We start from the raw sequence: 25,330 nt of genomic DNA on the forward strand, positions 1-25,330 counted from the left end.
CGACATTCGCATCCGTGCGTGCGGGAGACCACCACCCCATCCCTTTTTTCCCACCACACACCAAGGCTCGGCACAATGACGATCTGGCAACCTGACGCGAACGAGACACAACTTGCGCGGGTGGCGGTGAGCTTCGCCACGGGCGTTGCCACCCCCGTGGCCGGGATGCGCTGGTTCCGCGACACGGAGCGACGGGACATCCAGAACGAGCTGCCTGACTGGCCCGAAGGCCCCGGCTTCACGGTGCGCGGCAAGAACGAGCGCCGGCTGCGAAGCGGAGCCCGGTTCGGAGCAGGCGTGCTGCTCGTCGCGACGCTCGGCGTGCTCGAATCCCTGGCCGGCTCGGGCAGTACGGGCAACGCGGCCACCCTCGGAACTCCGGAGGAGCCGGAGAACGAGGTTGAGGACTTCCCCGTCATGTGGGCGGCTCCGGGCACGCTCGCCCGTACGCTCCCTTGGCAACTCGACCCGGCCCGCCGCCCCGAGACGGACCGCACGCACTTGGTCGTCACGAACCGCCGCGTCGTCGTACTGGGCCTGCTGGACGACGCGAACGACCTCTTCGACGAAGTCCTCTGGGAGACGGAGCGGTCGAACATCGCCTGCGCCGAGCGGAAGGAGTTCTGCCGCTACGACAAGGACTTCACCATCACGTTCACCGACGGATCCTGGTGCCGGCTCGCGGGGTGGAACAGCAACTGCCGCGACGATGTGACCCGCGCTTTGGAGAATCCGCTTCCCTTGATGGACCGGGAGGACCTCACGCCGGGCCAGCAACGCGCCGTGCAGAAGCTCCTCGAAGGCAAGGATCCCAGCGGAACTCTGCTGATCTACCGCCGTCCGAGCGGCAACGTGTACGTGAACTACCGGCTCGACAACCGAGTGGACCCCACCTTCGGCACTGTCAGCGCAGCCATCAAGTTGATGGACCCGGACGGCGAGAACGCCCGGTATCAGAAGGGCGACATCTGAATGGGTGGGCCCCGACGCGACGCCGCACTACTTCCACTGAAGGCACCTCGTACATGACCACCTGGCACCCCTCCCCCGGTGAGACCTGCCTGGCCCGGACCCCGGGGCGTTTCGCGACCGGCTCGGACAGGGCTGTCTCCGGTATGCGCTGGTTCCGGGACACGGAGCGCAACGACATCCAGAAGGACCTGGCCGGGTGGCCCGAAGGTCCGACGTTCACCGTCCTCTCCGCGTCGGAACGGCGCGCCCGCGCGACAGGAGCGTTCGGCGCTCGACTCGCCGCTCTCGTCGTCCTGACGGCGGTGGAGGCCCTGGCAGCGGCCGGGAGCGCCGGCAGCAGCCCCAGGGGCACCGGCCGCTCACGCGACCGCGAGAACGAGATCGACGACTTCCCGGTCATGTGGGCGGCACCTGGCACGCTCGCCCGCACCCTCCCGTGGCAGCTCGATCCGAGCCGGTGTCCTGAGAACTACCGCACCCATGTCGTCGTCACGGACCGCCGCCTGCTCGTCATCGGCTTCCCCGACGACGACACCACCCAGGACGAAGTGCTCTGGCAGACGGACCGGGCCGACATCGCGAACGTCGAACGCCGGACCTTCTCCAAGGTGGGCCTCGAAGCCGTGATCACCTTCACCGACGGATCGTGGTGCAGGCTCGCCCCGCCGGAGACCAACGGCTACTGGGAGGTTCTGCGCCATCTCTCCTACACCTCGGAACATGTTCCGTACGAAGAGCTGACCTCCGGACAGCAAGAGACCGTCACGGCCTTTTCCGTCGTACGTCCCTCCAGCCGCGCTGTGGTGACGCGGCGACCCAGCGGGAACTTCACGATCGAAGTGCCGTACGAGCCCCTTCCCGACCCACGCGGCGGCAGTGATCCCAGGCTCAAGATCATGGGACGGAACGGTGAACACGTGAATTTCGAGCCGGGCGATCTCTGAGGCATCCCGACGGCCGGCTCCCTCGTCCACGCCGGCGCGGCGCGAACCGGCCCGCCCCCTCGACCGATCTCACCCCCCACCCGTCACCGTGACCGATTCCGCCAGGCCGTCCGTCAGCGCGCACAGCGCGTCGGTGTGGGCGAGGGCTCGCCAGGACGTGAGGAGGACGAGGCCCCACTTCTCGTCCGGGCAGATGCCGTAGGCGCAGGTCTCCAGGATGGTGCCCGTTCCGTCGCGGTCGGGTTCCTGAACGTACGCGTGGCGCACTCGGACGGCGGGCCCGATGGGCAGGGTGCGCCGCTCGGCCTCGGGCGGGCGGAACGAGATGCTGGTCGGTGTGGCCAGGTAGCGGTGCAGGAGGTCCACCGTCACCGTGGGGTACGTGTCGTCGGCGACCAGGGCCGAGAGTTCGACGCGGGCCAGCTCCCCGAGACGGGGATCGGGTACGTACGAGAGCGCGACGATCGGGGCGCGGGTGCGGGCGTCGGCCGCCGCCTCGCCCAGTTCGACGGCCAGCGCCTCGGTCAACCGTGCGTCGGCATCGTGGCCGGCCCGGAGGCGGGCGGTTTCGTGAGCCCAGGAGTCCAGGTCGACCGCGCCGCGCACGGGCAGGGTCACAGCGCCGTCCGGCGCCTTCATGTGGACGGTGGAAGCGGCGTACTCGGGCATCAGGCCATCCACTGGAGAGTGCGGGCGATGGAGTCGAAGAGCGTCACCAGCGCGTCCGCCAGCGGCTCCATCGGGGTGGAGAAGGAGAGCAACAGGCGCTGCTCGCTGCGCGGTACGGCGAGGTGGACGTCGAGGTGCGTGACGGTGAGCCTGTTGCCGTCCGGGTCGTCCGGCGAGGGCGTTCGGCGGTAGAGGTGGCGTACGGCCGGGCCCGCGGGGAGGTCGACGGTGCGGACGTCTGCGCCGGCGACGGCGAGCGACAGAGCGGTGTCGGACAGATCCCCGGCTTCGGTGCCGGGCGGTGGCCGGAGGAGGGTCACGACGAGCCCGGCGGACACCGGGACCTGGCCGATCACCTGGTTGACGAGGTACATCTCGACCCCGCCGTTCGCGTGTGCCGCTTCGGCCTGTGCCCGGACGCGTTCCGCGAGCGCGGCCTTCAGCTGGGGGGTGGCCCGGGTTCTGCGCAGGCCACGGTTGACGAGCTTGTCGATCCGGTGCGGCCAGCGGTCCGGGTCCAGGACGACACGCTCCCAGCCTTCGGGGACGGCCAGACGGTAGTCGGTCGGGGGTATCGGGTGTGTCTCCGCGTCCGTACTGGTTCCGCCTATCGGCTCTTCGGCAACCGTCGTACCGTGGTCGCCGGCCGTCTTGGTCCCGGTCTGCTCAGCAGCCGTACTCTGTCCCGCGTCGCCCGTCATCGCCGGATCACTCTCTTTGCTCACTCAGCCCACTTCGCCACTGTCACGCACCGGGTCCGCCTGTCCGCCCCGCGCGCGGTCGCCCCGTGCGCGGCCCCCGCCGTCCCAGGACCACGGCGCTCACCGGAGCCAGGATCAGCACCGCGGCCGCGCCCAGCGCCGCGATCGCGCCGGCTGTGCCCCCGATGTCGGACCTCGTCCCGAGGAAGGGCCGGTAGTGCCCGGCCGGGTCGACGACGGCGGTGTCGTCGAGACCTACGCGGTCGGCGCACTTCTCCCTGTTGTCGAGCACTTGGTGCACGGAGCCGTCGCTGAGCCTGACCCTGCAGTACGTCTCCCGGGTTCCGTGGGTCCACTGGTGGAGCGGTGCGGCGATCGTCACCGTCTGCTCGGCTCCCCGGGCCTTCAGATACCACTGCTGGGTGTTGAAGGAGACGGTGAACACGAGGGCGGCGTACGCCGCGACGGTGATCCATCGCAGTGCCAGTCCTCCGCGCGACTCGCGGGTCCTCAACGCCGTGAAGAGCACGGCCAGGCCGCAGCCCACGCCCACCAGTACCGCCGTCTCATGGATCACGAGGGTGAGTAGCGCGGTCAGGACGACACCCGCGACAGCGACCGCGAGCAGCAGCGCCCAGGGCCGTACGGCGGCACGCACCGGCGGGCCCTCGTCGTCGCCGGGGCGCCGTGGCTCCTGCTGGGCGGTGAATTCGGAGAGGACGCCACGCACGCGCGCCGTTCCGCCGTCCTGTGCGGCCATGCGGCGCAACTCGGGCAGTCCCATGCCGATCTGCTCGAGCGTTCGCCGCCCGTCCTCCGGCAGGCCCGCGAAGAGTGCGTCGATCGACTCCTCGCCATCCCTCCCCGTCACGACCGGGCCCCCTGCTCCGTCAACCGCTGGAGGGGTTCGGTGCCTGGGCCCCTGCGACGCCGACATTGATCGTCTGTCTCAACCACCGGCATTCCATGTCCAGTTGTAGAAGGGAATGCCGCCGGCCCCGATCCCGGGGATCTCCTTGAGTCCGCTCAGGAGGTTCGGCCCGGTGGCCTTCGTCTCACCCTCTCCGACGGGCGCCAGGTTGGACCAGCCGAGGGCGAGCGGCAGGGTCTGGCTGCCGATGTAGAGGGCCTTTCCGGCCTGCGCCATGGTCTTGAACGAGGATCCCGAGATCTGCGCCAACTTCGGCGCGGCGGCGGTCACCAGGCTGTCCTCGCCCGGGAGTTGGCCCGCCGCGACCCGGATGTCGTTGACGTACGCCCTGACGTTCAGGGACTCCTTGACCACGGACTTCATGCGGGGCAGCAGTTCCGCCGGTCCCTCGGCGAGTGCCTTGCCGATCTGGCCGGGCTTGACCCCGTTGAGCGCTTCGGCGAGGCCCCGGGCCGCCGCCGGATTCAGGCCCACGTCCTTCGCCAGTTGTACGTCCTTCAGGGCGGAGGACCCGCGAGCGGCGACAGCGGCCTCCTTGGCTGTCGTGCCCAGCACTCGGCCGGCGCCGAAGGAGAGCACACCGACGGCGTCAATGGCGACGTCAAGCCATGTGCCCTTGCCGTCGAGGGCGGAGATCGTGTCGCAGACCAGCGCCACGACCGAGGCGATCAGGGCGAGGGCAGCGAGCACCTCGCCGAGTACCGGTACCCAGCTGAGGACGAGGGCCAGTACGCCGAGGACGGCTGCCGCGACTCCGGCCCAGTGCCCGATGTCCGCGACCCAGTCCTTCCAGTTGTCCCACCAGTGGTGCTGGGGATCCTTCAGTCCGTCGTGCTCGACCGCGTCGTGGATGGCCGCCTCGGCGTACCCGGCCTGCGTGTCCCGGTACGACAGGGCCCGCCGGAGGGCCGTCTTCGCGTCCTCCAGGTCCCCGTCGGCGCACTCCTTCTGCTTGTCCAGCTTCTTCTTGTCCGGGTGGTCGTCGGGCCCGGGGTGCTGGTCGATCTGCTGCCGGCAGTGACTGCTGTCGGCGTCGGCGGCCTTGGCCTTCTTCAAGGCGTCCCGCACGAGGTCCTGCGCGTGGTCGAGCGCGGTGGCCCAGTCGCTGTGCTGGTGCTCGTCGGAGGGAGCGGAACCGACCCGAGAGCCCAGGGCGTCCGCGGCGGCCGCGTACCGGTGGTGCGACGCGGTCAGCAGACCGACGGTGTCCTCGGTCTGCTGCTGGAACGCACGGCCCGCGTCGGAGTCCCACCCGTTCCCGTCGACCAGATTGTGAAGTTTGGTCGCCTGGTCCTCGATGAGGGCGGCGGTGTCGGCGATGCGTTTGCCGAGCCGGGCGACCTCGTAGGGGTCACCCGGAGTGAACTCCCGGTCGTCATAGCGGGCGGTCTGCCAGTCGACGCCCGAGAAGTCGTCGCTCACTTGCCGCCGCCTTTGCCGGACTGGGACTTGAGCAGGGCGTCGGCGAGATGCTGATCCAGGCCGTCGTACGCCTTGGCCGCCTCGCCCGCCGTCCTGCCGAGGAACTCCAGTCCTTCGCAGAGCTGCTTGCGCTTCTTCTTCCAGTCGTCCGCGAACGCGTCGAGGGCGTCGGCGACATCACTCGAACCCATCTCCGCGTCGTAGGAGTCGACCAGGTCCTTGGCGTCCTCGAAGTGCGACTTGAGCTTCGCGACGGAGCGGCTGATGTCCCGCAGCTCCGACGTGGACACCGCGATGTGATCCGCCACTGCCACCCCCGTGTGCCTTCCGGCAGCCACCGCGGGCTGCCTCATGCGGCACACCCACCTCACGGCGGCCGCCCTCCACCCTCATGCACGGGTTTTCGAGCCAGCAACCAATGAAGTGCAAAGGGGCCGTACAGAGTCCGTCAGCACGGCCACCCGACATCGGGCCCGGTCGTCATGCCCGGCATCACGACCGGCTCACCCCCGGAACTCCATACCTGCCCGCTGCGCCGGTCACACGCGGAGTCCGACCGAGGCTCCGGTGTCCGACACCGCAGTTCGATGGGGCACCCCGTGGATGCCCCATCGAACTCGGGCTGCGTCGTACGACTCGGGCTTGGTCAGCCCTTGACACCCTTGGCCAGCTGGTCGTCCAGGTCCTCGTACGCCTTCGCGGCGTCCTCGAGGAACTTGGCCATGCCCTTGAGGCCCTCGAGGGTGTCCTTCATGCCCTTGGTGAACTCCTTGAAGGAGTCGTCGAAGGCCTGGGAGCCCTTGGACGTGGTGTAGCCGTCGGCGACCAGGCCGTCGATGTAGCTGTCGAGGCCGTGGAGCTTGTCCTCCATCTTTTCCTTCTCGTGGCCCAGTCGCTTAGCAGCGCCCCGCATCTTCTCGTAAGTGATGTCTGCGTCTTTGCCGCCGGCCATGTGGCGTCCTCCATACTCAACTCGCCGCAGGGCCAACCCCCGTGGCTCCTGGTGCGGATGATGCGATCGTCCGCATTGAGCATGCAGCTTACTTACGACGCTTGCAGGAGCACACCCCGGTTCTGTCACGAGCCCGCACCAGAGGGAGTGCCGGAGGTGGGGCCCGGACGCCTTGCGGGCCGGGGTGCGGGGCCGCCTTCGTCGTTCCCTCACACCGCCCGTTGCCTGCGGGAAGGCGTGAGCGGATATCGTCGGGGGCACTGTGGCCCGCGTTCCGGAAGCGGCCGCGGGTGTCTGGGGGAGGACGAGCGTGCGGCTCACTCTGACCGTCGTCGATCCGCTCGGCGGGGCCACCGCCGACGTCGTTCTTGACGCGGATCCCGAGTCCTCGGTGGGGGACATCGCCAAGGAACTGGCCGAGCACGTCGGGTACGGCGGTGGCGCGCAGATCATCCCGCTCGGGCACCATCAGGGTGCCGCGGGCGGCGGTGCGCCCGTCGCGTACGTCGACGGGTATCCCGTCGATCCCGGCGCGACCATCGGCACCTCCCCGCTGCGCGAGGGTGCCGTCGTCAGCCTTCACGACCCCGCCGGGTGTCTGCCCGGCGAGCCGACCGGGCTCGTCGAACTGCGGGTGGCCGGCGGTCCCGCCGCGGGCGCCGTGCACCGGCTCGGCATCGGCCGCTACGACATCGGCAGCGGCGCCGCCTCGTACATCCGGATCGACGATCCCGAACTGCCCGCCCGCGCGCTGACGTTGTCAGTTGCAACGGATGGAACCTGTCGTCTCGACGTCCATGGCGAGAAAGCGGGTGAGGGCCGGGAGCAGGGCGAGGACGGCGACCGGAAGAGTGGCGTGCGGCTCGACGGGGAGCTCTTCGCCTCCCTCGACGGCGACTCCTGGCCCCTGGGCGGTCAGGTCGCGGTCGGCAACACCCTGCTCCAGTTGGACCGTTACTCGCCGCCGAACGCCGCTCTCAAGTGGTCCGAGGACGGTGCGGGCCTCGACTACAACCGGCCGCCGCGGCTGCATCCGCCGGAGCGGGAGACGAAGTTCCGGCTGCCCAGTCCCGTACGGGACTACGAGGCACGGCCGTTGCCCTGGCTGATGGCGCTGACGCCGTTGGTCAGCGCGGTCGTCATGGTGATGGTCTTCGGGCGCTGGTACTACATGATCATGGCGCTGCTGAGCCCGCTCATCATGCTCGGCAACTACTTCATGGACAAGAAGCAGGGGCGCAAGTCCCATGCGAAGCAGGTCAAGGAGTACAAGGAACACAAGGAGCGGATCGAGAACGACGCCCAGGAGGCCCTGGCCGCCGAGCGGCTCGACCGACGTCAGGCGATACCCGACCCGGCGGCCGTGCTGTCGCTGGGCACCGGCCCGCGCACCCGGCTGTGGGAGCGGCGCCGCACCGACGCCGATCATCTGCTGCTGCGCGTCGGCACCGGACAGATGCCGTCCGAGGTCGTGCTCGACGACCCGGAGCAGGACGAGCACAAGCGCCAGGTGACCTGGACCATCGAGGACGCGCCGGTCGCCCTCCCGCTCGCCGAGCGCGGCGTCGTCGGCATCGCCGGACCCGGTGACTCGGCCCAGGCACTGGGGCGTTGGGCCGTCGCCCAGGCCGCGGTGCTGCACAGCCCGCTGGACGTGCAGTTCTACGTCCTCACCGAGAACAGCGGCCGGGACAGCTGGGACTGGGTGCGCTGGCTGCCGCACAGCCGGCCCGCCGGGGCGCAGGACGCCAACGTGCTCATCGGCACGGACGCCGAGACCGTCGGCGCCCGGATCGGCGAGCTGACCCAGCTCCTCGACGCCCGTCAGAAGGCCGCCCGGGCCAACGGCAACAAGGCGTCGTTCAGCGACCCCGACATCGTCGTCGTGTGGGACGGTTCGCGCCGGCTGCGGTCCATGCCCGGTGTGGTGCGGCTGCTGCGCGAGGGTCCGGCCATGTCGATGTACGCGCTCTGCCTGGACGCCGAGGAGCGGTTCCTGCCCGGCGAGTGCCAGGCGATCGTGATCGCGGAACCGAAGCCCGAGGAGCACGCGGCCGCGTGGCAGCCCGCCCGCACGGCGCCCGCCGCACCGGCGGCACCCGGCGGCTTCCCGTCCTTCCACGCCTGGCACGCGGCCGAGCCCGACGACTCCGCCGCCGGTGCGGGCAAGCCGCTGGAACTGCGGCTGCGTGTGCAGCAGACGGGCATCGCGCGGGTCAAGGACGTACGGCCGGACTTCGTGTCGGCGGCCTGGTGCGGACGGCTCGCGCGCGCCCTGTCCCCGCTGCGTGACATCAGCGGGGAGACCGAGGACTCGGCGCTGCCCGGTGCCAGCCGGCTGCTCGACGTGCTCCAGCTGGAGCCGCCGACCAGTGACGCGATCACCGCGCGCTGGCGGATGGGCGGCCAGTCGACGATGGCCGTCATCGGTGAGTCGTACGACGGTCCGTTCGGCATCGACATGCGGCGCGACGGGCCGCACGGGCTGATCGCCGGTACGACGGGTTCCGGCAAGTCGGAGCTGCTCCAGACGATCGTGGCGTCGCTGGCGGTGTCCAACACCCCGGAGAACATGACGTTCGTCCTCGTCGACTACAAGGGCGGCTCGGCCTTCAAGGACTGCGTCAAACTGCCGCACACCGTGGGCATGGTGACCGACCTCGACGCCCACCTCGTCGAGCGGGCCCTGGAGTCGCTGGGCGCGGAGCTGAAGCGGCGCGAGCACATCCTCGCCGCGGCCGACGCCAAGGACATCGAGGACTACCAGGACCTCGTACGCCGTGATTCCTCGCACCCGTCCGTTCCCCGACTCCTCATCGTCATCGACGAGTTCGCCTCCATGGTGCGCGACCTGCCCGACTTCGTGACGGGTCTTGTCAACATCGCCCAGCGAGGCCGTTCGCTCGGCATCCATCTGCTGTTGGCCACCCAGCGCCCGAGCGGTGTGGTCTCCCCGGAGATCCGGGCCAACACCAACCTGCGGATAGCGCTGCGGGTGACCGACGGCGGCGAGTCCAGCGACGTCATCGACTCCCCCGAGGCCGGGCACATCTCCAAGAGCACGCCGGGCCGGGCGTACGTCCGGCTCGGGCACGCCTCGCTGGTGCCGTTCCAGTCGGGCCGTGTCGGTGGCCGGCGGCCGGGTGCCGCCGATCCCGCGGCGCTCGCGCCCTGGGCCGGGCCGCTGGGCTGGGAGGACCTCGGGCGGGCCGCGCTGGTCAAGCCGAAGGCCGAGCAGCGCGAGGAGGAGGAGATCACCGACCTGAAGGTGCTGGTCGACGCCGTCCGCGACGCCAACCGCGTGCTCGGCATCCCGCAGCAGCACAGCCCCTGGCTGCCGGCGCTGTCCGAGACGCTGCTGCTCGACGAGGTCCCGGTGCCCGCGTTCGCGGGCGGCCCCGGCAAGCTGGCCCCCGCCGCGTACGGCGTCGAGGACCTACCCGCCGACCAGGCCCGCCGGCCGGTGGTGGTGGACTTCGCCTCCTTCGGGCACCTGCTCATCGGCGGCGCCCCGCGCAGTGGCCGCTCCCAGATCCTGCGCACGATCGCGGGTTCACTGGCCCGCACCCACTCGGCGGCCGACGTCCACCTGTACGGCATCGACTGCGGCAACGGCGCGCTCAACGCGCTGACCCGGCTGCCGCACTGCGGTGCCGTCGTGGGCCGCAACCAGACCGAGCGCGTGGTCCGTCTCATCGCACGTCTCAAGGGTGAACTGACGCGCCGGCAGGACCTGTTGGCGGACAAGGGGTTCGCCGACATCGGCGAGCAGCGGGCGGCCGTGCCGGAGGGCGAGCGGCTGCCGCACCTGGTGGTGCTGCTGGACCGCTGGGAGGGCTGGCTGCCCACCCTCGGCGAGTACGACCACGGTGACCTCACCGACCAGCTGACCGCGATGATGCGCGAGGGCGCGAGCGTCGGCCTGCACATGGTGATGACGGGTGACCGGCAGATCCTCTCGACCCGGATCGGCTCACTCACCGAGGACAAGTACGGCCTGCGGCTCGCGGACCGTTCCGACTTCTCGCTGATCGGCATCAACGCCCGCAAGATCCCCGAGGAGATCCCGCCGGGCCGCGGCTACCGCAACGAGCACGGCACCGAGACCCAGTTCGCGCTGCTCACCGAGGACGCGACGGGGCAGGGGCAGGCCGCGGCCCTCGCCGCGATCGGCGAGGCCGCCGCCGCGCGGGACGCCGAACTGCCGCGCGACCGGCGTCCGTTCCGTGTCGACGTGCTGCCGACGCGGATCAACTTCGCGGACGCCTGGGAGATGCGCGACCCGGACGCCTCCCGCTCCAAGCTGTGGGGTCTCGTGGGCATCGGCGGCGACGACATCATGGGCTTCGGCCCCGACCTGTCCCAGGGTGTGCCGACGTTCGTGATCGCGGGGCCCGCCAAGTCGGGCCGCAGTACGACGCTGATGAACATGGCACGGTCGTACCTGGCCCAGGGGGTCCGGCTGGTCATCGCGGCGCCCCGCCCGTCGCCGTTGCGCGAACTGGACGGCGAGGAGGGCGTGTTGAAGGTGTTCGACGAGGACGACATCGAGAGTGACGACCTGCGCGAGGCGATCGACTCGGCGTCGCGCGAGGAGCCGGTCGTGGTCCTGGTCGACGACGGTGAGGTCCTGGAGGACTGCGACGCCGAGACGGTCTTCAAGCGGATCGTGCAGCGCGGCGCCGAACGCGGCCTCGGACTGGTCATCGCCGGCGACGAGGAGGACGTGTGCAGCGGCTTCTCCGGCTGGCAGGTCGAGATGAAGAAGGGCCGCCGCGGCATCCTGCTGTCGCCGCAGGACTCCTCCGCGGGCGAGCTGATCGGCATCCGCACCAACCGCAGCATGGTCGGCGGTCCGGTCGCACCCGGCAAGGGCCTGCTGCACCTCGGCGACGGCGAGCCGCTGACGGTGACCACGCCGATGTGACCCGACGGGGGGCAGGGGCGCGGGTACGAGGGGTACGAGGAGGTCCGGTGGGCGGGTCGGCGAGGCCGAAACGGCGCAGGGCGGCCGGGGCGGCGCTGCGATACGAGCATGTGCGGCAGCGGGCGTCGGCGTGGTCGCAGGCGAAGGAGAAGGCTTCCCGCGGGGAGTCGTGGTTCGGCTGTCTCGTGATGCTGGTCGGCATGGCGGGGATCGTCGGGTTCGCTCTCCTGGGCATGGCCTGGGGGCACGTTCTCTGGGGCCGGGTGGCCCCGGCCGTACCCGGTGGCGGATACGGTTTCGCCGCCGCCGTCGGCGCCCTCGCGCCGATCGGGCTCGCCGTCGTGACGACGACGCTGTCCCGGATGAAGTGGCGTACGAGCGCGCTCCGTTCACTCGGCTGGGCCGTCGCCTCGCTGCCCGGCGTCGCCGGCTGCCTGCTCTGGGCGTTGGTCGTGTTCGCGGGCTTCCGTCCCAAGCACCGGAGCGACTGGGGCGGCGCGTGCCACAGCCGCGGCGAGGCCTGCTGGGTGCATGTCCAGTACCCCTGGGTCTGGGCGGTCGGGCTGCTGTCGACGGTGCTGGTCTCGGCGGCGCTGATCGCCGTGGCGGCCAGGGTCACGCGCCTGCGCGAGAGGACCCGGCCGCCCTCCTGATCGAGGCAGCCCCACCGGCCCGCGCGAACACGACACCCCGCCCCACCGGCCCGCGCGAGCACCACACCCCGCCCCACCGGCCCGCGCGAGCACCACACCCCGCCCCACCGGCCCGCGCGAGCACCACACCCCGCCCCACCGGCCCGCGCGCGGCCCGGGCTCCTACCCGGCCACCGGGTCTCCCGCGGGCCCGGGCTCCTACCCGACCTTGGTCATCCGGGCCACCGGGTCTCCCGCGTCGGCGTTGTCCGTCTCGTAGGTGAGGGTGCCGGGGCCCGGGGTCAGCCGCACCTCGTGGCGGCCGGTGGTGCAGACGTCGCGGTTGGACTTGTCGGCGACGCTCGTCGCGACGAGCTGCTTCGCGGTGACCTTCTTCAGGATGAGGGTGTCGTCACAGATGCCGCCGATCTGGTCGGTCTGCCGGAAGGTGCCCAACTCCTGTCCCACCGCGGCCTGGTGGACGGTGACGCGGAAGGTGCCCATCGGCAGGGTGCCCTCCAGTGCGAGCGCGTCGCCCTCCCAGGTGCCGAGGTAGCCGGCGGGGACGGCGGACGCCTGCCCGGTCGCACCGGGCGTGCTCCGCGTGGGAGCGGGCTCGGCGGCGGTCGCCCCGGACGACGGGCCCGGGGTGGACGGAGCGCTCCGACTCCCCCGCGCGGTCGGAGCGGGGCCGGCCGCGCTGTCCTGGCCGTCCGTGCCGCCGCCCGGCAGCAGGTCGAAGAGGAACGCCGAGCCGACGGTCACGGCCGCCAGCGCTCCCGCCACGGCGAGGGCGACCGTGCAGCTCATCCGGCGGCCCCGGCCGTCCGTCCCGGGCGCGCTGGTCGCGGCGACGCTGACGGAGACCTTGCCCGGCCGGTCCCGCGCCGGCCCGTTCTCCGGCGCCCCTTCACGGTGCACGGCGTCCTGGGGCCCCGCGCCCCCGGTATCGCGCTGCCCCGGAAGGTACGGGGGCATCGTGGGCGGCGGGCCGAAGCCCGGCGGCGGCGGACCGAACCCGGGCGTCGACGAGGACGCCCCGAACCCGGAGCCCGGCGGACCGAACCCGTTCCCGGAACCCGTCCCCGCGGCACTCGCACCGGGCCCCGTGCCCGCGGCACCCCCGGCATCCACCGCCGGACTGCTGAACCCCACCAGCCCGGAAGGCGGGGCGTCCCCGGCCCCGGTGGCCTCAAGGTTCAGCAGTTGTACGGCACTTCGGCTCACCTGTTCCACCAGCGCGCCCGGCAGCCAGCCCGCCGTCACAAGCCGGGCCGCTCCCTGCGGTGCCAGACGGACCGCGACCTCGGCCGGAGTGGGCCGCTCCGTCGGCGACTTGGCGAGGCAGGCCGCCACCAGGTCACGCAACTCGCCGTCCAGGGAGTCGAGTCGGGGCTCCTCGTGGACCACCATGTAGAGGAGGGAGGCGGACGAGTCCCCGGGGAACGGCGGTTGGCCGGTGGCCGCGTACGCGAGGACGGCGCCGAGGGAGAAGAGGTCGGCGGCGCCCGTGACGCCCTTGCCGAGGATCTGCTCGGGCGACATGTAACCGGGTGAGCCGACCGAGACGCCGGTGGAGGTCAGGGAGGCGGTGCCGTCGGTGGCCCGGGCGATCCCGAAGTCGATCAGCAGGGGGCCGTCGAGGGTCAGCAGCACGTTGGACGGCTTGACGTCACGGTGGACGAGGCCCAGGGCGTGGACCGCCGTGAGGGCCTCGGCCAGTCCCGCGCCGAGCGCGCGCACGGAGTGGACCGGGAGGGGACCGCCGTCCGCGACGGCCGCCGTCAGTGAGGGCCCGGCCGCGTAGCCGGTGGCGACCCAGGGCACGGGCGCCTCGGGGTCCGCGTCGAGGACGGGGGCCGTCCAGGCACCGCCGACCCGCCGCGCCGCGTCGACCTCGCGGCGGAAGCGGGCCCGGAACTCCTCGTCGAGCGCGAAGTGCGGATGCACGATCTTGACCGCGACCGTCCGTCCGCCCGCGCTGCGGCCCAGGTACACGCGGCCCATGCCACCGGAGCCCAGCCGGCCGAGCAGCCGGTAGGGCCCCACGACAGTGGGCTCGTCGACGCCGAGTGGCTGCATGGCACCCACGGATCACCCCTCCCCCGTACACACTGCCCAGCAGCGTAGTGCCGTGCGCCTCCGGAGCCCCCCGACTGTGGGCGTCTCAGGGCTGGAGGAGCCGTACGTCCACGTCCGCCGGGAAGCCGGTGGTCGGACCGACACGGCGCGCGAACTCCTGGACGGCCGCCAGCTGGGGGCCGCCGAAACGGAAGTCGAGCGTCGTGAAGTACTGCTCCAGGACCGTCTCGTCGAAGGCCTCCCAGCGGGCCGCCTGCTCGGCGACCTTGGAGACCTCGTCGAGCGAGAGGTCGCGGGAGGCGAGGAAGGCCTCGTGCACCTTGCGGGTGACGAGCGGCTCGCGCTCCAGGTAGTCGCGCCGCGCCGCCCAGACCGCGAAGACGAACGGGAGGCCCGTCCACTCCTTCCACAGCGTGCCGAGGTCGTGCACCTGGAGTCCGTACTTCGGCCCGTCCAGCAGGTTGGCCCGCAGCGCCGCGTCGCCGATGAGGACGGCGGCGTCGGCCTCCTGCATCATCAGGCTCAGATCGGGCGGGCAGGTGTAGTACGACGGCTGGACGCCGACCTTCTCGGCCAGCAGCAGCTGCGCGAGCCGGACGGACGTACGGGACGTCGAGCCGAGGGCGACGCGGGCGCCGTCCAGCTGGTCGAGCGGGACCTGCGAGACGATCACGCAGGACATCACGGGGCCGTCGCAGCCGACCGCGATGTCCGGGAAGGCCACCAGCTCGTCGGCGTGCTTGAGGAACTCGACGAGCGTGATGGGGCCGATGTCGAGATCACCCCGCACCAGCTGCTCGCTGAGCTTCTCCGGGGTGTCCTTGGTGAGCTCGAAGTCGAGGAGCGTGCCCGTTCTCGCGAGCCCCCAGTACAGGGGCAGGCAGTTCAGGAACTGGATGTGGCCGACGCGCGGCCGGGTGCGAGAATTGTCCACATCGCGAGGCTAGACCCCATGAGTTACGGTCCAGGATTCAGGGTGGGCCATAGGTGGCGGAAACCGTCCGGCCCCCTGGTGTCAACCCTTGTGACACCACGAAGTCAACGCACGTCAGGCCGCTCGTCCGTCCGGGCGAAAGTTCGCGGTGGCGTGATCTTTCCCCCTATTGCTTTCGGGTGCCTGCGTGCTAGGCTCGCCCGCAAGTTGCAGTTTGGTTTCCCTTGCAGTACAGAGCCTGCGGAGCATGTGACCGCGGGCTCTCGTCGTTTTCAGACGTATGCAGTTGTTTACACAATCGCAGGTTCTGGAGCAGGGCAACCCTTTGGGCCCAAGGAGGGCTTATGGCTACCGGAACCGTGAAGTGGTTCAACGCCGAAAAGGGCTTTGGTTTCATCGCCCAGGAAGGCGGCGGCCCGGACGTCTTCGTCCACTACTCGGCGATCAACGCGAACGGATTCCGTTCGCTCGAAGAGAACCAGGCGGTTTCCTTCGACGTCACGCAGGGTCCGAAGGGCCCGCAGGCGGAGAACGTCACCCCGATGTAAGTACTCGGCTCTCTGAGCCGATGCCTTGATCGGAACTGATAGCAGTACCCAAGGAGCCCCGCGCCAGCCGGTAGCGGGGCTCCTGCCTTTGCCCCGGCCGGTCAGCCGGCGCCCTTCAGCTCGGCCCAGACCGTCTTGCCGACCTGCCGGTCCTCGGTGCCCCACGCCGAGCTGAGCGCGGCGACGATCCGCAGGCCCCGGCCGCTCTCCGCGTCCGCCCCGGCACCGGGCGTCACCGGGCGCCGGTCCCCCCGCGCGTCCGCCACCTCGACCCGCACCGCGCCGTCGGCCGCGAGCCTCAGCCGCAGCTCGACGTCCCGGCCGGGCACGTGGCCGTGCGTGACCGCGTTCGCCGCCAGCTCGGCGACGACCTGGGCCACGAGATCACTGAGGTCGCTCCCGTGCGGGACCCCCCAGTCGTGCAGTTGCTGGACCGCCAGCCTGCGGGCCAGCCGGGCGCCCCGTCGCGTGGAACTGAGCCGCTGGGAGAACTCCGTCGCCTGCGCGGCGACTCCCTGGGTGGAGATATGTGCGTTCACGTGACAGAGCGTGGTCGGTCGTCTCTACGCTGGCCAGGTGCGACCGCCCGACGCCGTGGAACCGTACGACCGTGGTCGCGTCCTGTACGAGTCGTCGACCGTGACCACGAAGGCGGTACCGCGCATGACCGACGCGGAGACCCCGGCCCAGGCCGATGGGACGACCGAGCTGTTCACCGCGATCGGGAGGCAGCTGAAGATCCTCAGGGAGCGCGCCGGGCTGACCCAGAAGGAACTGGGCACGGCCCTGGGGTACGGGCCCGACCTCATCTCCGCCATGGAGCGGGGCGTCCGGATCACCCGTCCCGAGTTCCTGGAGCGGGCGGACGAGGTGCTCGCGGCGGGCGGGCTGTTACGGGCCGCCGCCGAGCCCGTCACCAAGGCCATGCGCAGGGCGCGCACACGGCACCCCGAGTGGTACCGGAGCTACGCCGCACTCGAGGGCGAGGCGGTCGAGCTCCACTTCTACGCCAACCAGGGCGTGCCGGGGCTGCTGCAGACGGAGGAGTACGCGCGGGCGGTGTTCTCCAAGCGGCGGCCTCTCCTGGACGAGGAGACCATCGAGCGGCGTGTAGCCGACCGGCTGGCTCGGCAGCAGATCTTCGATCGCTGGCCCCCTCCGATGTGCAGCTATGTCTTGGAGGAGGTCGTACTGCAACGACCGAACGGTGGACGCTCCGTCCACCTGAACCAGTTGCGGCAGCTGTTGCGCCTCGGCCAGATGCGCAACGTGGAGATTCAGGTGATGCCGACCGACCACGAGGAACACCCCAACATGGACGGGGCGTTCAATCTGCTGACCCCCAAGGCCCATGCTCAGGTGGCTTACACCGAGATCCAGGGTTACCCGCGCCTGATCACCGACCCGGATGAGGTCCGCAGAATCGCCGACCGCTATGGGATCATGCGCGCGCTGGCTCTCGCCCCTGGAGAGTCCCGGGCTCTGATCGAGAAGATGCTGGGAGAACGATGAGCACCGAGCAACTCACCTGGATCAAAAGCAGTTTCAGCGGCGGTGAGGGCGGCGAATGTGTCGAGGTCGCCGCCTCCCCCCGGGCCGTCCGCGTCCGGGACTCCAAGGACCCCCGCGGGCCGCAGCTCGCGCTCTCCCCCGGTAGCTGGTCCGCCTTCCTCGCGGGCGGAGTCCTGGGGGCCAGGACTGACTACCCGGCGTAGATCGCCTCGATCTCCCGGGCGAAGTCGCCCGCGATCGCCGCGCGCCGCAGCTTCATCGAGGGGGTGAGGTGGCCCGCCGCCTCGGTGAACTCGCGGGGCAGGACGGTGAAGCGGCGGATGGACTCCGGGCGGGAGACGAGCTTGTTCGCCTCGTCGATCGCCCGCTGGAGGATCGTGAGCAACTCCGGGTCGTTCATGATCAGTTCGGGTGGAACCCCGTGCTTGCCGTTCATCTGGCGCCAGTGCGTGATGCCCTCGGGGTCGAGCGTGATGAGGGCGGAGACGAAGGGGCGGCGGTCGCCGACCACCATGCACTGGGCGATCAGGGGGTGCGAGCGGAGCCAGTCCTCCATGGGCGCCGGGGCGACGTTCTTGCCGCCCGCGGTGATCAGGATCTCCTTCTTGCGCCCGGTGATGGTGAGGTAGCCGCCGTCGTCGAGTTCACCGATGTCGCCGGTCGCGAACCAGCCGTCCGGGGCGGCGTCGACGACCCCGCCCGCGTTCGGGTCCCAGTAGCCGCGGAAGACCTGTTCGCCGCTCAGCAGGACCTCGCCGTCGGCGGCTATCCGGACCCGGGTGCCGGGCAGCGGCCAGCCGACCGTGCCCAGACGGGGTTTGACCGGGGGCGTGACGGTCGCGGCGGCGGTCGTCTCCGTCAGGCCGTACCCCTCGAAGATCTCGATGCCGGCGCCCGCGTAGAAGGCGGCGAGCCGGCGGCCGAGCGGGGAGCCGCCGCAGATGGCGTAACGGACCCTGCCGCCCAGCGCGTTGCGGATCCGGCGGTAGACGAGGGGATCGTAGAGGGCGCGGGCGGTGCGCAGTCCCCGGCTCGGTCCGGGTCCGGTGCCGTGCTGTCTGGCCTCGACGGCCTCGCCGTACTTCTGGGCGATGCGGGCCGCGCGGTCGAAGGACGAGCCGCGGCCCATCCGTTCGGCCGTCGCGCGGCCGGTGTTGTAGACCTTCTCCAGGACGTACGGGATGGCCAGCAGGAACGTCGGCTTGAACGAGGCGAGGTCGGTGAGGAGTTCCTCGGTCTGGAGGCTCGGGGCGTGGCCGAGTTTCACCCGGGCGCGCATACAGGCGACGGCGACCATGCGGCCGAAGACGTGTGAGAGGGGGAGGAAGAGGAGGGTGGAAGCGGGGTCCTGGGTGCGGGACTTGAAGATCGGGTAGAGCAGTTCCACCGCGTTGTCGACCTCGGCGAAGAAGTTGCCGTGGGTCAGGGCGCAGCCCTTGGGGCGGCCGGTGGTGCCCGAGGTGTAGATCAGGGTGGCGAGGGTGTCGGGGCCCAGCACGCCGCGCCGGACGGCGACTTCCTGGTCGGGGACGTTGCGGCCGAGCTCCGCGAGGCGCTCGACGTGTCCCTTCTCGAAGACCCACATGTGCCGCAGGTCCGGGATGTGCTGGCGTTCGGGTCCGAGGGTCGCGGCCTGGCTCACGGACTCCACGGCGATGGCGACGGCTCCGGAGTCCTGGAGGATCCAGCGGGTCTGGAAGACCGAGGAGGTCGGGTAGACGGGCACGGTGACGAGCCCGGCGGCCCAGGCGGCGAAGTCGAGGAGCGTCCACTCGTACGTCGTGCGCGCCATGATGGCGATCCGGTCGCCCGGCACCAGGCCCTCGGCGATCAGGCCCTTGGCGACGGCCAGGACCTCGTCGGCGTACTCGGCCGCGGTCACGTCGGTCCAGCGGTCGCCGTCGGGTGTCTTCCGGCTGAGGACCGGCACGTGCGGAGCCGCCGCCGCGTTGTCGAACGGGATGTCGGCGAGGGAGCCGTGCGTCACCTGCCCCACGAGCGGCGGTACCGCGACCTCGCGCACGACTCCGTCCAGTCGCCTGATCTCTGGTTCCCGCAGCGGCGGGGCGGCGTCGTGGGCGTACGTGCTGGACACAAGGCGGCTCCTTGTCGGCCGGGCGGCCGGGGCGGGTGCAAGGCGTGTGCGGGTGGGCTCGGAGGAGCGCGGGGCACGCAACCTCATACGAGCCTGGGGAGTGGGGGGTTCAGGGTCGGCAACCCGGTGAGACCGGGGATCCTACGGCGCCCGCGTGTGGGGTTTGTGGCGCTTTGGGGCGGGCGGGGTGCGAGTTACCCGGGGTAGCCGTGAGGGCGTGGGCGGGTGTGCGGGCCGCGCCTCCCGGACGTCGGGGTGTCGGCGGGCGTCCCCTCGGGGGCGGTGCGCGGGCCGCGCTCCCCGGGGAATCGGCCGCCGGCGGGCGTCCCGTGCTCGCCGGCCGGCCCCGGGCCCCGGGGCCGGTCTCACCAGCGCTCCAGGATCGCCGTCACCCCCTGCCCTCCGGCGGCGCAGACGGAGATCAGCCCGCGGCCGGGCGCGTCCCGCTCCGCGAGCAGCTTCGCCAGGGTCGCCACGATGCGGGCGCCGGTGGCGGCGAAGGGGTGACCGGTGGCCAGCGAGGAGCCCGCCACGTTCAGGCGGGAGCGGTCCACCGTGCCGAGGCCGCGCTTCTCCCAGGCGGCGAGGGTGGCGAGTACCTGAGAGGCGAACGCCTCGTGGATCTCGACGAAGTCGAAGTCGGACAGGGCGAGTCCGGTCCGCTCCAGCATGCGCGGGACGGCGTACGCGGGTGCCATCAGGAGTCCGTCCTCGCCGCCCGCCACGTCTCCCTCGACGAAGTCGACGGCGGCCGTCTCGTACGCCGTCAGGTGGGCGAGCACCGGCAGCCCGCGCGCGCTCGCCCACGCGTCGCTCGCGAGGAGCACCACGGCGGCGCCGTCGGTGAGCGGGGTCGAGTTGCCCGCCGTCATCGTCGGCTCGGGGGCGTCGAGACCGAACACCGGCCTGAGCGTGGCGAGTTTCCCGACGGTCGAACCGGGCCGGAGGTTCTGGTCCCGGTCGAGACCGCGGAAGGGGACGACGAGATCGCTGAGCAGTCCGCTGTCGTAGGCCGCCGCGAGCCGCTGGTGACTGGCGGCGGCGAGTTGGTCCTGCTCCTCGCGCGGCACACCCCAGGCGCGGGCGGTGACGGCGGCGTGCTCGCCCATCGACAGGCCCGTGCGGGGTTCGGCGTTGCGGGGGATGTCCGGCACGAGGTGCGCGGGGCGGACCCGGGCCAGGGCCTTGAGGCGGGCGCCGGGCGACTTCGCCCGCCGGACTTCGAGGAGGATGCGGCGCAGCGTGTCGTTCACGCCGAGGGGCGCGTCGCTGGCCGTGTCGGCGCCGCCCGCGATCGCCGAGTCGGTCTGGCCGAGGGCGATCTTGTTGGCGGCCGCGATGACGGCCTGTAGACCTGTGCCGCAGGCCTGCTGGATGTCGTACGCCGGGGTGCGGGCGTCGAGTTTCGAGCCGAGGACCGTCTCGCGGGCGAGGTTGAAGTCCCTGCTGTGCTTGAGGACCGCGCCGGCGACCAGTTCCCCCACCGCGCCCGGCTCGTCGAGCCCGTACCGCTCCGCGAGGCCGTCCACGGCGGCGGTCAGCATCTCCTGGTTGGAGGCGGTGGCGTAGGGGCCGTCGGACCGCGCGAAGGGGATCCGGGTCCCGCCGACGACGGCGACGGGACGCGTCCGCGCGAGGCCCGGGCCGTGCGGCGCACCGGACGCGGGGCCCTCCGCACCGGCCGCGGGGCTCTCGGCACCGGACGCGGGGCTCTCCGCACCGGCCGCGGGGCTCTCCGCGCCGGAGACGGTGGTCACCGCGGGTGCCGTCGCGTCCCGCTTGTCGTCCCGCTCGCTCATCCCTGGACCGCCTTCCGGAGAACGTGGTGTCTCATCTCGACCTGTCCCCTCGCCCTGACATACCCTTACCCCGGGTAACCTTACTCCGGAGTAAATTTACGTCCGCATGGGGAGTTGGACAATGGCCGACCGCTATCTGAGCTTCGCCGGCACCGCGCCGGGCCGCTTCCTGACCCGCCGGACCGGGCTGCCCCAGCCGGCGGCGCTGCGTCGCTGGTCGGCCGAACACCCCTCTTTCGAGGGCGAGTTGCTCCACCTCACCGCGGGCAAGTCCTCGCTCGACGGCCCGGACGGCCTCGCCGCCGTGCTGGGCAGGACCGGGCTCACGGTGCGGGCGGAGAGCGAGCAGCCTGTCGCCGTCGTCCTCGACGCGACCGGTGTCACCGACGTCGGCACGCTCGCCGAGGTGCACGCCGCCCTGCACCCGGTCGTGCGGTCGGTCGCCGGCAGCGGCCGGGTGATCGTGCTCGGCGCGCCCATCGACGCCGCCGACCACCACCAGGCGGCGGTCCAGCAGGCGTTGGAGGGCTTCGTGCGCTCACTCGGCAAGGAGATCGGGCGCGGCCGCACGGTGACGCTGCTGCGGCTGACCGACGCGATCGCCGCCGAGTCGACGCTGCGCTTCCTCCTCTCCCCCAAGTCCGCGTACGTGAGCGGCCAGGTGATCGGGATCGGCGGCGGGGCCGAGGTGACCGCGCCCGAGGACTGGGCGCTCCCCCTGGCCGGGCGCACCGCGCTCGTCACCGGGGCGGCGCGCGGGATCGGCGAGGCGGTGGCGGCCACGCTGGCGCGGGACGGGGCGCGGGTGGTGTGCCTGGACGTGCCGGGTGCGGCGCCCGAACTCGACGCGGTCGCCGGGCGGCTGGGCGGAACGGCTCTCGCCCTCGACATCACCTCCCCCGACGCGGGGGCGCGGATCCTCGCGGCCCTGCCGTCCGAGGGGCTCGACGTCCTCGTCCACAACGCGGGGATCACCCGCGACCGCCGACTGGTCAACATGGCTGCGGAGCGCTGGAGTTCGGTGCTCGACGTGAACCTCGCGTCCGTGCTGCGCAGCACGGACGCCCTGCTCTCGGCGGGCGGGCTGCGGTCCGGCGGGCGGATCGTGGCCACCGCCTCCATCGCCGGACTCGCGGGGAACGCGGGCCAGACGAACTACGCCGCGAGCAAGGCGGGCGTGGCCGGACTCGTGCGCGCGCTGGCGCCGCGCGCCGCGGCGGAGCACGGGGTCACCGTGAACGCCGTGGCGCCGGGCTTCATCGAGACGAAGATGACGGCGGCCGTCCCGCTGTTCATCCGTGAGGCGGGCCGCCGGATGAACTCGCTCGGCCAGGGCGGGCTGCCCGTCGACGTCGCCGAGACCACCGCATGGCTCGCGCACCCCGCGTCCGGAGCCGTCAACGGCCAGGTCGTCCGCGTCTGCGGCCAGAGCCTGTTGGGTGCCTAGGGCCCGTCTCCTCCGTCCACCGGCAGCCGCACCTCCCACCACCCCGGAGACTCCGATGCCCACGCAGCCCTCCACCCGCCCCGAGCCCGCGACCCGGACGCTGAGCGCGCCGCCCTCCCTCACCCCGCTGCTGGCGCGCGGCGCCCTGCTCTCCCCGTTCAAGCGCCCCCGCCCGGACGCCCCCGCCCCCGCCACCCAGCTCGTGCTGCCGGGCGTACGGGTCGACCTCGCCCGGCTCGCCGCCTACGAGCGGGTGTGCGGGTTCGCGACCGGGCCGGACGTCCTGCCGGTCACCTATCCCCACGTGCTGGCCTTCCCGCTGGCCATGCGCATCATGGCGGGGCGCGACTTCCCGCTCCCGCTGCTGGGTCTGGTGCACACCTCGATCGCGATCACCCAGTACGAGGAGCCGACGGCGACCGCGGAGTACGAGCTCGCGGTACGGGTCGAGGCACTGGCACCGCACCGCCGCGGCACCGAGGCGACCGTCCTGACCGAGGCGCGGGCCGACGGCGGGCTCGTGTGGGAGTCGAGGAGCACGTATCTCGCCCGGCACCGGACGCGCGAGGAGGCTCTCGGGAACGCGGCGCGGGGACCGGCGTCCGACGGGCAGGGCCCGGCCGTGCGGGAGGAGCCGGGGGACGACTCGGCGGTGCGGCCGGGTACGCTGCCGCCGCTCGCCGAGTGGCGGCTCGCGCAGGATGTCGGGCGCCGCTACGGCACAATCTCCGGCGACCGCAACCCGATCCATCTGCACCCGCTGACGGCCCGCCTCTTCGGCTTCCCGCGCGCCATCGCGCACGGGATGTGGACCGTCGCCCGCTGCCTCGCCGAGTACGGCCCGCGGGGTGCGGTGGAGGTACGGGCGGACTTCCGGGCGCCGGTCCTGCTCCCGGGCACGGTGACGTACGCCGCCCGGGGTCGCGCCTTCGAACTCCGCACCGGCGAGCGCGTCCACCTCACCGGCGACGTACGACCGCTTTCCCCGGGGACGGACACGGGCGGGGCAGCGGCCCCCGCCGGGTGACCGGGGCGGCGGCGCGGCGGTGAAACGCGCCGCCTCACCCGTCCTGCCGCCGGACCGCCCGGACCTCTCGAGGCGGCCGTCTCCGCTAGGCCTGTCCGCCCGCCTGGGGCGGGATCCACGGCCGGTCGCGCATGAGGTCGCCGAGGCCCGCCCAGGCGAAGTTCATCAGGGTGCCGGCGGCCTGCCGGGCCGAGACGCCCGGAGTGACGTTGGCCCAGGCGGCGAGCGACTCGGCGGCGCCGACCAGGGCTTCCGCCAGTCCGGCGACCTCCCGTTCGGGCAGCGACGGGTCGCGGTGCGCCTCCCGGGCGGCGTCGACGATCAACTCCGTGACGAACAGGACGAGTTCCTCGCGCATCGCGGACACCTCGGCCGCGAAGGGTTCGCCGTGCGTACGGGCCTGGAGATGCAGGACCGCCCACCCGTCCGGGTGCTCGGCGGTGTGCGTGAAGAACGCCCCGAGCCCTTCCCAGAGTTGGCGGTCGGCGGGCAGTCCGCGGCGGACACCGGCGCGGACGGCGGCGGTCAGCGCCGCGGCCTCACGCCGGATGCACGCGGTGAACAGGTCTTCCTTGGAGTTCAGGTACAGATACACCAACGGCTTGGACACACCCGCCAGTTCGGCGATCTCGTCCATCGACGCGGCACGGTAGCCCCGCTGCCCGAAGGTCCGTACGGCCGCGTCCAGCATCTGCTGTTCGCGTACCGCGCGCGGCATCCGCTTGCTCTTCACAGCACCCATGCGGGCAAGCGTACGATCCGCCGCGCCCCCTGCCGGGCACGCGGCGGTGTCGGGCAGGGATCAGGAGGTCTGGCCGCCGGCGCCGGAGGCGGCCTCGTCGAGGGCCTCGTCCTCCTGGCTGCGGTTGCGCTCCAGGTTGGCCTTGGCGCGGTCCACACGGGCGACGACCTGCGCCGAGGCACGGTCGCGCTCACCGCGCAGGACGACGAAGCTGATCGGCGCGGAGATCACCAGGGCGAGCAGGACGACCCACATGTAGTTGGAGTCGCCGAGGCCGCGCGGGGCGATACCCGAGTAGACGAGTCCCCAGACGACCACGAGGCAGCCCACGAAGATACCGAGGCGCATCAGTGTGTAGCGGAACATCTCAATCCACTCTTCCCGTTCCGAACGTTCCCAAAGACCACCGTCCAGTGAAGCACGCCAGGACGTCGATCTTGCAGGGGGGTCGATCGGCCCTCAGTCACGCAGACCGAGGGACAGCAGCATGGTGATGTCGTCGCGGTCCTCGCCGGGCGCGACCCGGATCGCGCCGGGCACCCGGCCGACCTCCTTGTAGCCGCAGGAGGCGTAGAAGCGCTCCAGGCCCTCGCCGCCCCGGCAGGTCAGCCGGATCGCCTCGACGCCGTGGAGCGAGCCCGCGGCCTCCTCGGCCGCGGCGAGCAGGTCCCGGCCGTACCCCCTGCCCTGGTGACGGGGGTGCACCATCACGGTGTAGAGCCACACCCAGTGCCTCATCAGCCGGTGGGTGTTGTGCGTGAGGAAGGCGGTCGCGGCGACCTCGCCGTCCTCGTCCCGGCCGACCAGCAGCCGGGTGCGGCCCTCGGCCATCGCGACGAAGTGCTTCACGAGTTCGGGCCGCACGTCCGCGGCGGTCACCGGCGGCACGAATCCGACGGAGCCGCCCGCGTTCGAGACGTCCGCCCAGAGGGCGACCACCCCGTCCCGCAGGACAGGGGTGACCGCCGGGTCCAGCTCGAAGCGCAGCGCCACG

At 71.9% G+C, this 25,330-nt stretch carries 23 protein-coding genes; 9 read left to right on the forward strand and 14 right to left on the reverse strand.

What is annotated here, in order from left to right:
* Positions 1 to 18: 18 nt before the first annotated feature.
* Complete coding sequence (locus ABZT74_RS27200) at positions 19 to 972, forward strand: hypothetical protein (RefSeq protein ID WP_356176604.1); 954 nt, start codon at positions 19 to 21, stop codon at positions 970 to 972.
* A gap of 53 nt (positions 973 to 1,025) precedes the next feature.
* Positions 1,026 to 1,916, forward strand: coding sequence for a hypothetical protein (locus ABZT74_RS27205; RefSeq protein ID WP_356176602.1), 891 nt, complete (start codon positions 1,026 to 1,028; stop codon positions 1,914 to 1,916).
* A gap of 69 nt (positions 1,917 to 1,985) precedes the next feature.
* Here the strand turns inward: ABZT74_RS27205 and ABZT74_RS27210 are convergent, their stop codons facing one another.
* From ABZT74_RS27210 to ABZT74_RS27235, 6 genes are all read right to left on the reverse strand, one after another.
* On the reverse strand, positions 1,986 to 2,585 hold the full coding sequence (locus tag ABZT74_RS27210) for a hypothetical protein (RefSeq protein WP_356176600.1): 600 nt from the start codon (positions 2,583 to 2,585) through the stop codon (positions 1,986 to 1,988).
* Positions 2,585 to 3,310 carry a hypothetical protein gene (locus tag ABZT74_RS27215; protein WP_356176598.1) on the reverse strand — a complete coding sequence of 242 codons (726 nt, stop codon included), beginning with the start codon at positions 3,308 to 3,310 and terminating at the stop codon, positions 2,585 to 2,587. Before ABZT74_RS27215 ends, ABZT74_RS27210 begins: the two co-directional genes overlap by 1 nt.
* Before the next feature lie 19 nt (positions 3,311 to 3,329).
* Positions 3,330 to 4,157, reverse strand: a complete 828-nt coding sequence (locus ABZT74_RS27220; RefSeq protein WP_356176596.1) for a hypothetical protein — start codon at positions 4,155 to 4,157, stop codon at positions 3,330 to 3,332.
* 78 nt (positions 4,158 to 4,235) lie between these two features.
* The gene (locus ABZT74_RS27225; protein WP_356176594.1) at positions 4,236 to 5,639 is read right to left on the reverse strand and encodes a hypothetical protein; all 1,404 of its coding nucleotides are present in this window, start codon (positions 5,637 to 5,639) and stop codon (positions 4,236 to 4,238) included.
* Positions 5,636 to 5,947: a hypothetical protein gene (locus tag ABZT74_RS27230; protein ID WP_356176592.1), complete on the reverse strand. Its 312-nt coding sequence runs from the start codon at positions 5,945 to 5,947 to the stop codon at positions 5,636 to 5,638. The genes ABZT74_RS27225 and ABZT74_RS27230 overlap by 4 nt, the downstream gene beginning before the upstream one ends.
* A gap of 338 nt (positions 5,948 to 6,285) precedes the next feature.
* Positions 6,286 to 6,591, reverse strand: coding sequence for a WXG100 family type VII secretion target (locus tag ABZT74_RS27235; RefSeq protein ID WP_081218742.1), 306 nt, complete (start codon positions 6,589 to 6,591; stop codon positions 6,286 to 6,288).
* Positions 6,592 to 6,901: 310 nt separating this feature from the next.
* Between ABZT74_RS27235 and ABZT74_RS27240 the strand changes: the two genes are divergently transcribed.
* Together ABZT74_RS27240 and ABZT74_RS27245 are read left to right on the forward strand one after the other, a co-directional pair.
* Positions 6,902 to 11,518 carry an FtsK/SpoIIIE domain-containing protein gene (locus tag ABZT74_RS27240; protein WP_356438829.1) on the forward strand — a complete coding sequence of 1,539 codons (4,617 nt, stop codon included), beginning with the start codon at positions 6,902 to 6,904 and terminating at the stop codon, positions 11,516 to 11,518.
* Between the two features lie 110 nt (positions 11,519 to 11,628).
* Complete coding sequence (locus tag ABZT74_RS27245; RefSeq protein WP_356438832.1) at positions 11,629 to 12,171, forward strand: hypothetical protein; 543 nt, start codon at positions 11,629 to 11,631, stop codon at positions 12,169 to 12,171.
* Between the two features lie 198 nt (positions 12,172 to 12,369).
* Here the strand turns inward: ABZT74_RS27245 and ABZT74_RS27250 are convergent, their stop codons facing one another.
* Together ABZT74_RS27250 and ABZT74_RS27255 are read right to left on the reverse strand one after the other, a co-directional pair.
* Positions 12,370 to 14,232 (reverse strand): protein kinase, encoded by a 1,863-nt coding sequence (locus ABZT74_RS27250; RefSeq protein WP_356438884.1) that lies wholly within the window; start codon positions 14,230 to 14,232, stop codon positions 12,370 to 12,372.
* A gap of 85 nt (positions 14,233 to 14,317) precedes the next feature.
* Positions 14,318 to 15,166, reverse strand: coding sequence for a menaquinone biosynthesis protein (locus ABZT74_RS27255; protein ID WP_355878221.1), 849 nt, complete (start codon positions 15,164 to 15,166; stop codon positions 14,318 to 14,320).
* A gap of 344 nt (positions 15,167 to 15,510) precedes the next feature.
* Between ABZT74_RS27255 and ABZT74_RS27260 the strand changes: the two genes are divergently transcribed.
* Entirely contained in the window at positions 15,511 to 15,714 is a 204-nt protein-coding gene (locus tag ABZT74_RS27260) for a cold-shock protein (protein ID WP_006138897.1), read from the forward strand.
* 101 nt (positions 15,715 to 15,815) lie between these two features.
* Here ABZT74_RS27260 and ABZT74_RS27265 read toward each other — a convergent pair whose 3' ends face one another.
* A complete protein-coding gene (locus ABZT74_RS27265) occupies positions 15,816 to 16,253 on the reverse strand; it encodes an ATP-binding protein (protein ID WP_356438835.1) in 438 nt (145 codons plus the stop codon).
* A 124-nt stretch (positions 16,254 to 16,377) separates the two neighbouring features.
* On the opposite strand from ABZT74_RS27265, the gene ABZT74_RS27270 reads away from it, so the two are divergent.
* Positions 16,378 to 17,226 carry a helix-turn-helix transcriptional regulator gene (locus ABZT74_RS27270; protein ID WP_356176618.1) on the forward strand — a complete coding sequence of 283 codons (849 nt, stop codon included), beginning with the start codon at positions 16,378 to 16,380 and terminating at the stop codon, positions 17,224 to 17,226.
* On the forward strand, positions 17,223 to 17,429 hold the full coding sequence (locus ABZT74_RS27275; protein WP_356438838.1) for a DUF397 domain-containing protein: 207 nt from the start codon (positions 17,223 to 17,225) through the stop codon (positions 17,427 to 17,429). The genes ABZT74_RS27270 and ABZT74_RS27275 overlap by 4 nt, the downstream gene beginning before the upstream one ends.
* Here the strand turns inward: ABZT74_RS27275 and ABZT74_RS27280 are convergent.
* Both ABZT74_RS27280 and ABZT74_RS27285 read right to left on the reverse strand, forming a co-directional pair.
* Positions 17,417 to 19,321 carry an AMP-binding protein gene (locus tag ABZT74_RS27280; RefSeq protein WP_356438841.1) on the reverse strand — a complete coding sequence of 635 codons (1,905 nt, stop codon included), beginning with the start codon at positions 19,319 to 19,321 and terminating at the stop codon, positions 17,417 to 17,419. The two genes, ABZT74_RS27275 and ABZT74_RS27280, sit on opposite strands and share 13 nt — an antisense overlap.
* A 365-nt stretch (positions 19,322 to 19,686) precedes the next feature.
* Positions 19,687 to 21,120 (reverse strand): acetyl-CoA C-acetyltransferase, encoded by a 1,434-nt coding sequence (locus tag ABZT74_RS27285; protein WP_356438844.1) that lies wholly within the window; start codon positions 21,118 to 21,120, stop codon positions 19,687 to 19,689.
* Positions 21,121 to 21,241: 121 nt separating this feature from the next.
* On the opposite strand from ABZT74_RS27285, the gene ABZT74_RS27290 reads away from it, so the two are divergent.
* Together ABZT74_RS27290 and ABZT74_RS27295 are read left to right on the forward strand one after the other, a co-directional pair.
* Positions 21,242 to 22,567 carry a 3-oxoacyl-ACP reductase gene (locus ABZT74_RS27290; RefSeq protein ID WP_356176581.1) on the forward strand — a complete coding sequence of 442 codons (1,326 nt, stop codon included), beginning with the start codon at positions 21,242 to 21,244 and terminating at the stop codon, positions 22,565 to 22,567.
* A gap of 55 nt (positions 22,568 to 22,622) precedes the next feature.
* Positions 22,623 to 23,594, forward strand: a complete 972-nt coding sequence (locus tag ABZT74_RS27295; protein ID WP_356438848.1) for a MaoC/PaaZ C-terminal domain-containing protein — start codon at positions 22,623 to 22,625, stop codon at positions 23,592 to 23,594.
* A gap of 85 nt (positions 23,595 to 23,679) precedes the next feature.
* Here ABZT74_RS27295 and ABZT74_RS27300 read toward each other — a convergent pair whose 3' ends face one another.
* The 3 genes from ABZT74_RS27300 to ABZT74_RS27310 all read right to left on the reverse strand — a co-directional run bounded on the left by ABZT74_RS27300 (position 23,680) and on the right by ABZT74_RS27310 (position 25,329).
* On the reverse strand, positions 23,680 to 24,336 hold the full coding sequence (locus ABZT74_RS27300; protein WP_355878239.1) for a TetR/AcrR family transcriptional regulator: 657 nt from the start codon (positions 24,334 to 24,336) through the stop codon (positions 23,680 to 23,682).
* Positions 24,337 to 24,396: 60 nt separating this feature from the next.
* Entirely contained in the window at positions 24,397 to 24,702 is a 306-nt protein-coding gene (locus ABZT74_RS27305; protein ID WP_355878242.1) for a DUF4229 domain-containing protein, read from the reverse strand.
* Positions 24,703 to 24,795: 93 nt separating this feature from the next.
* A complete protein-coding gene (locus tag ABZT74_RS27310; RefSeq protein WP_356438851.1) occupies positions 24,796 to 25,329 on the reverse strand; it encodes a GNAT family N-acetyltransferase in 534 nt (177 codons plus the stop codon).
* Position 25,330 lies beyond the last annotated feature (1 nt).

Origin of the sequence: Streptomyces sp. NPDC005302, assembly GCF_040607345.1 — a bacterium.
Lineage (GTDB): Bacteria > Actinomycetota > Actinomycetes > Streptomycetales > Streptomycetaceae > Streptomyces.

Excerpts from the sequence above, each read along its gene's own strand:
- ABZT74_RS27305 (WP_355878242.1), bottom strand. The coding sequence starts at position 24,702 with ATGTTCCGCTACACACTGATGCGCCTCGGTATCTTCGTGGGCTGCCTC.
- ABZT74_RS27275 (WP_356438838.1), top strand. The coding sequence starts at position 17,223 with ATGAGCACCGAGCAACTCACCTGGATCAAAAGCAGTTTCAGCGGCGGT.
- ABZT74_RS27260 (WP_006138897.1), top strand. The coding sequence starts at position 15,511 with ATGGCTACCGGAACCGTGAAGTGGTTCAACGCCGAAAAGGGCTTTGGT.
- ABZT74_RS27295 (WP_356438848.1), top strand. The coding sequence starts at position 22,623 with ATGCCCACGCAGCCCTCCACCCGCCCCGAGCCCGCGACCCGGACGCTG.
- ABZT74_RS27210 (WP_356176600.1), bottom strand. The coding sequence starts at position 2,585 with ATGCCCGAGTACGCCGCTTCCACCGTCCACATGAAGGCGCCGGACGGC.
- ABZT74_RS27270 (WP_356176618.1), top strand. The coding sequence starts at position 16,378 with ATGACCGACGCGGAGACCCCGGCCCAGGCCGATGGGACGACCGAGCTG.
- ABZT74_RS27285 (WP_356438844.1), bottom strand. The coding sequence starts at position 21,120 with ATGAGCGAGCGGGACGACAAGCGGGACGCGACGGCACCCGCGGTGACC.
- ABZT74_RS27235 (WP_081218742.1), bottom strand. The coding sequence starts at position 6,591 with ATGGCCGGCGGCAAAGACGCAGACATCACTTACGAGAAGATGCGGGGC.
- ABZT74_RS27290 (WP_356176581.1), top strand. The coding sequence starts at position 21,242 with ATGGCCGACCGCTATCTGAGCTTCGCCGGCACCGCGCCGGGCCGCTTC.
- ABZT74_RS27300 (WP_355878239.1), bottom strand. The coding sequence starts at position 24,336 with ATGGGTGCTGTGAAGAGCAAGCGGATGCCGCGCGCGGTACGCGAACAG.
- ABZT74_RS27205 (WP_356176602.1), top strand. The coding sequence starts at position 1,026 with ATGACCACCTGGCACCCCTCCCCCGGTGAGACCTGCCTGGCCCGGACC.
- ABZT74_RS27250 (WP_356438884.1), bottom strand. The coding sequence starts at position 14,232 with ATGCAGCCACTCGGCGTCGACGAGCCCACTGTCGTGGGGCCCTACCGG.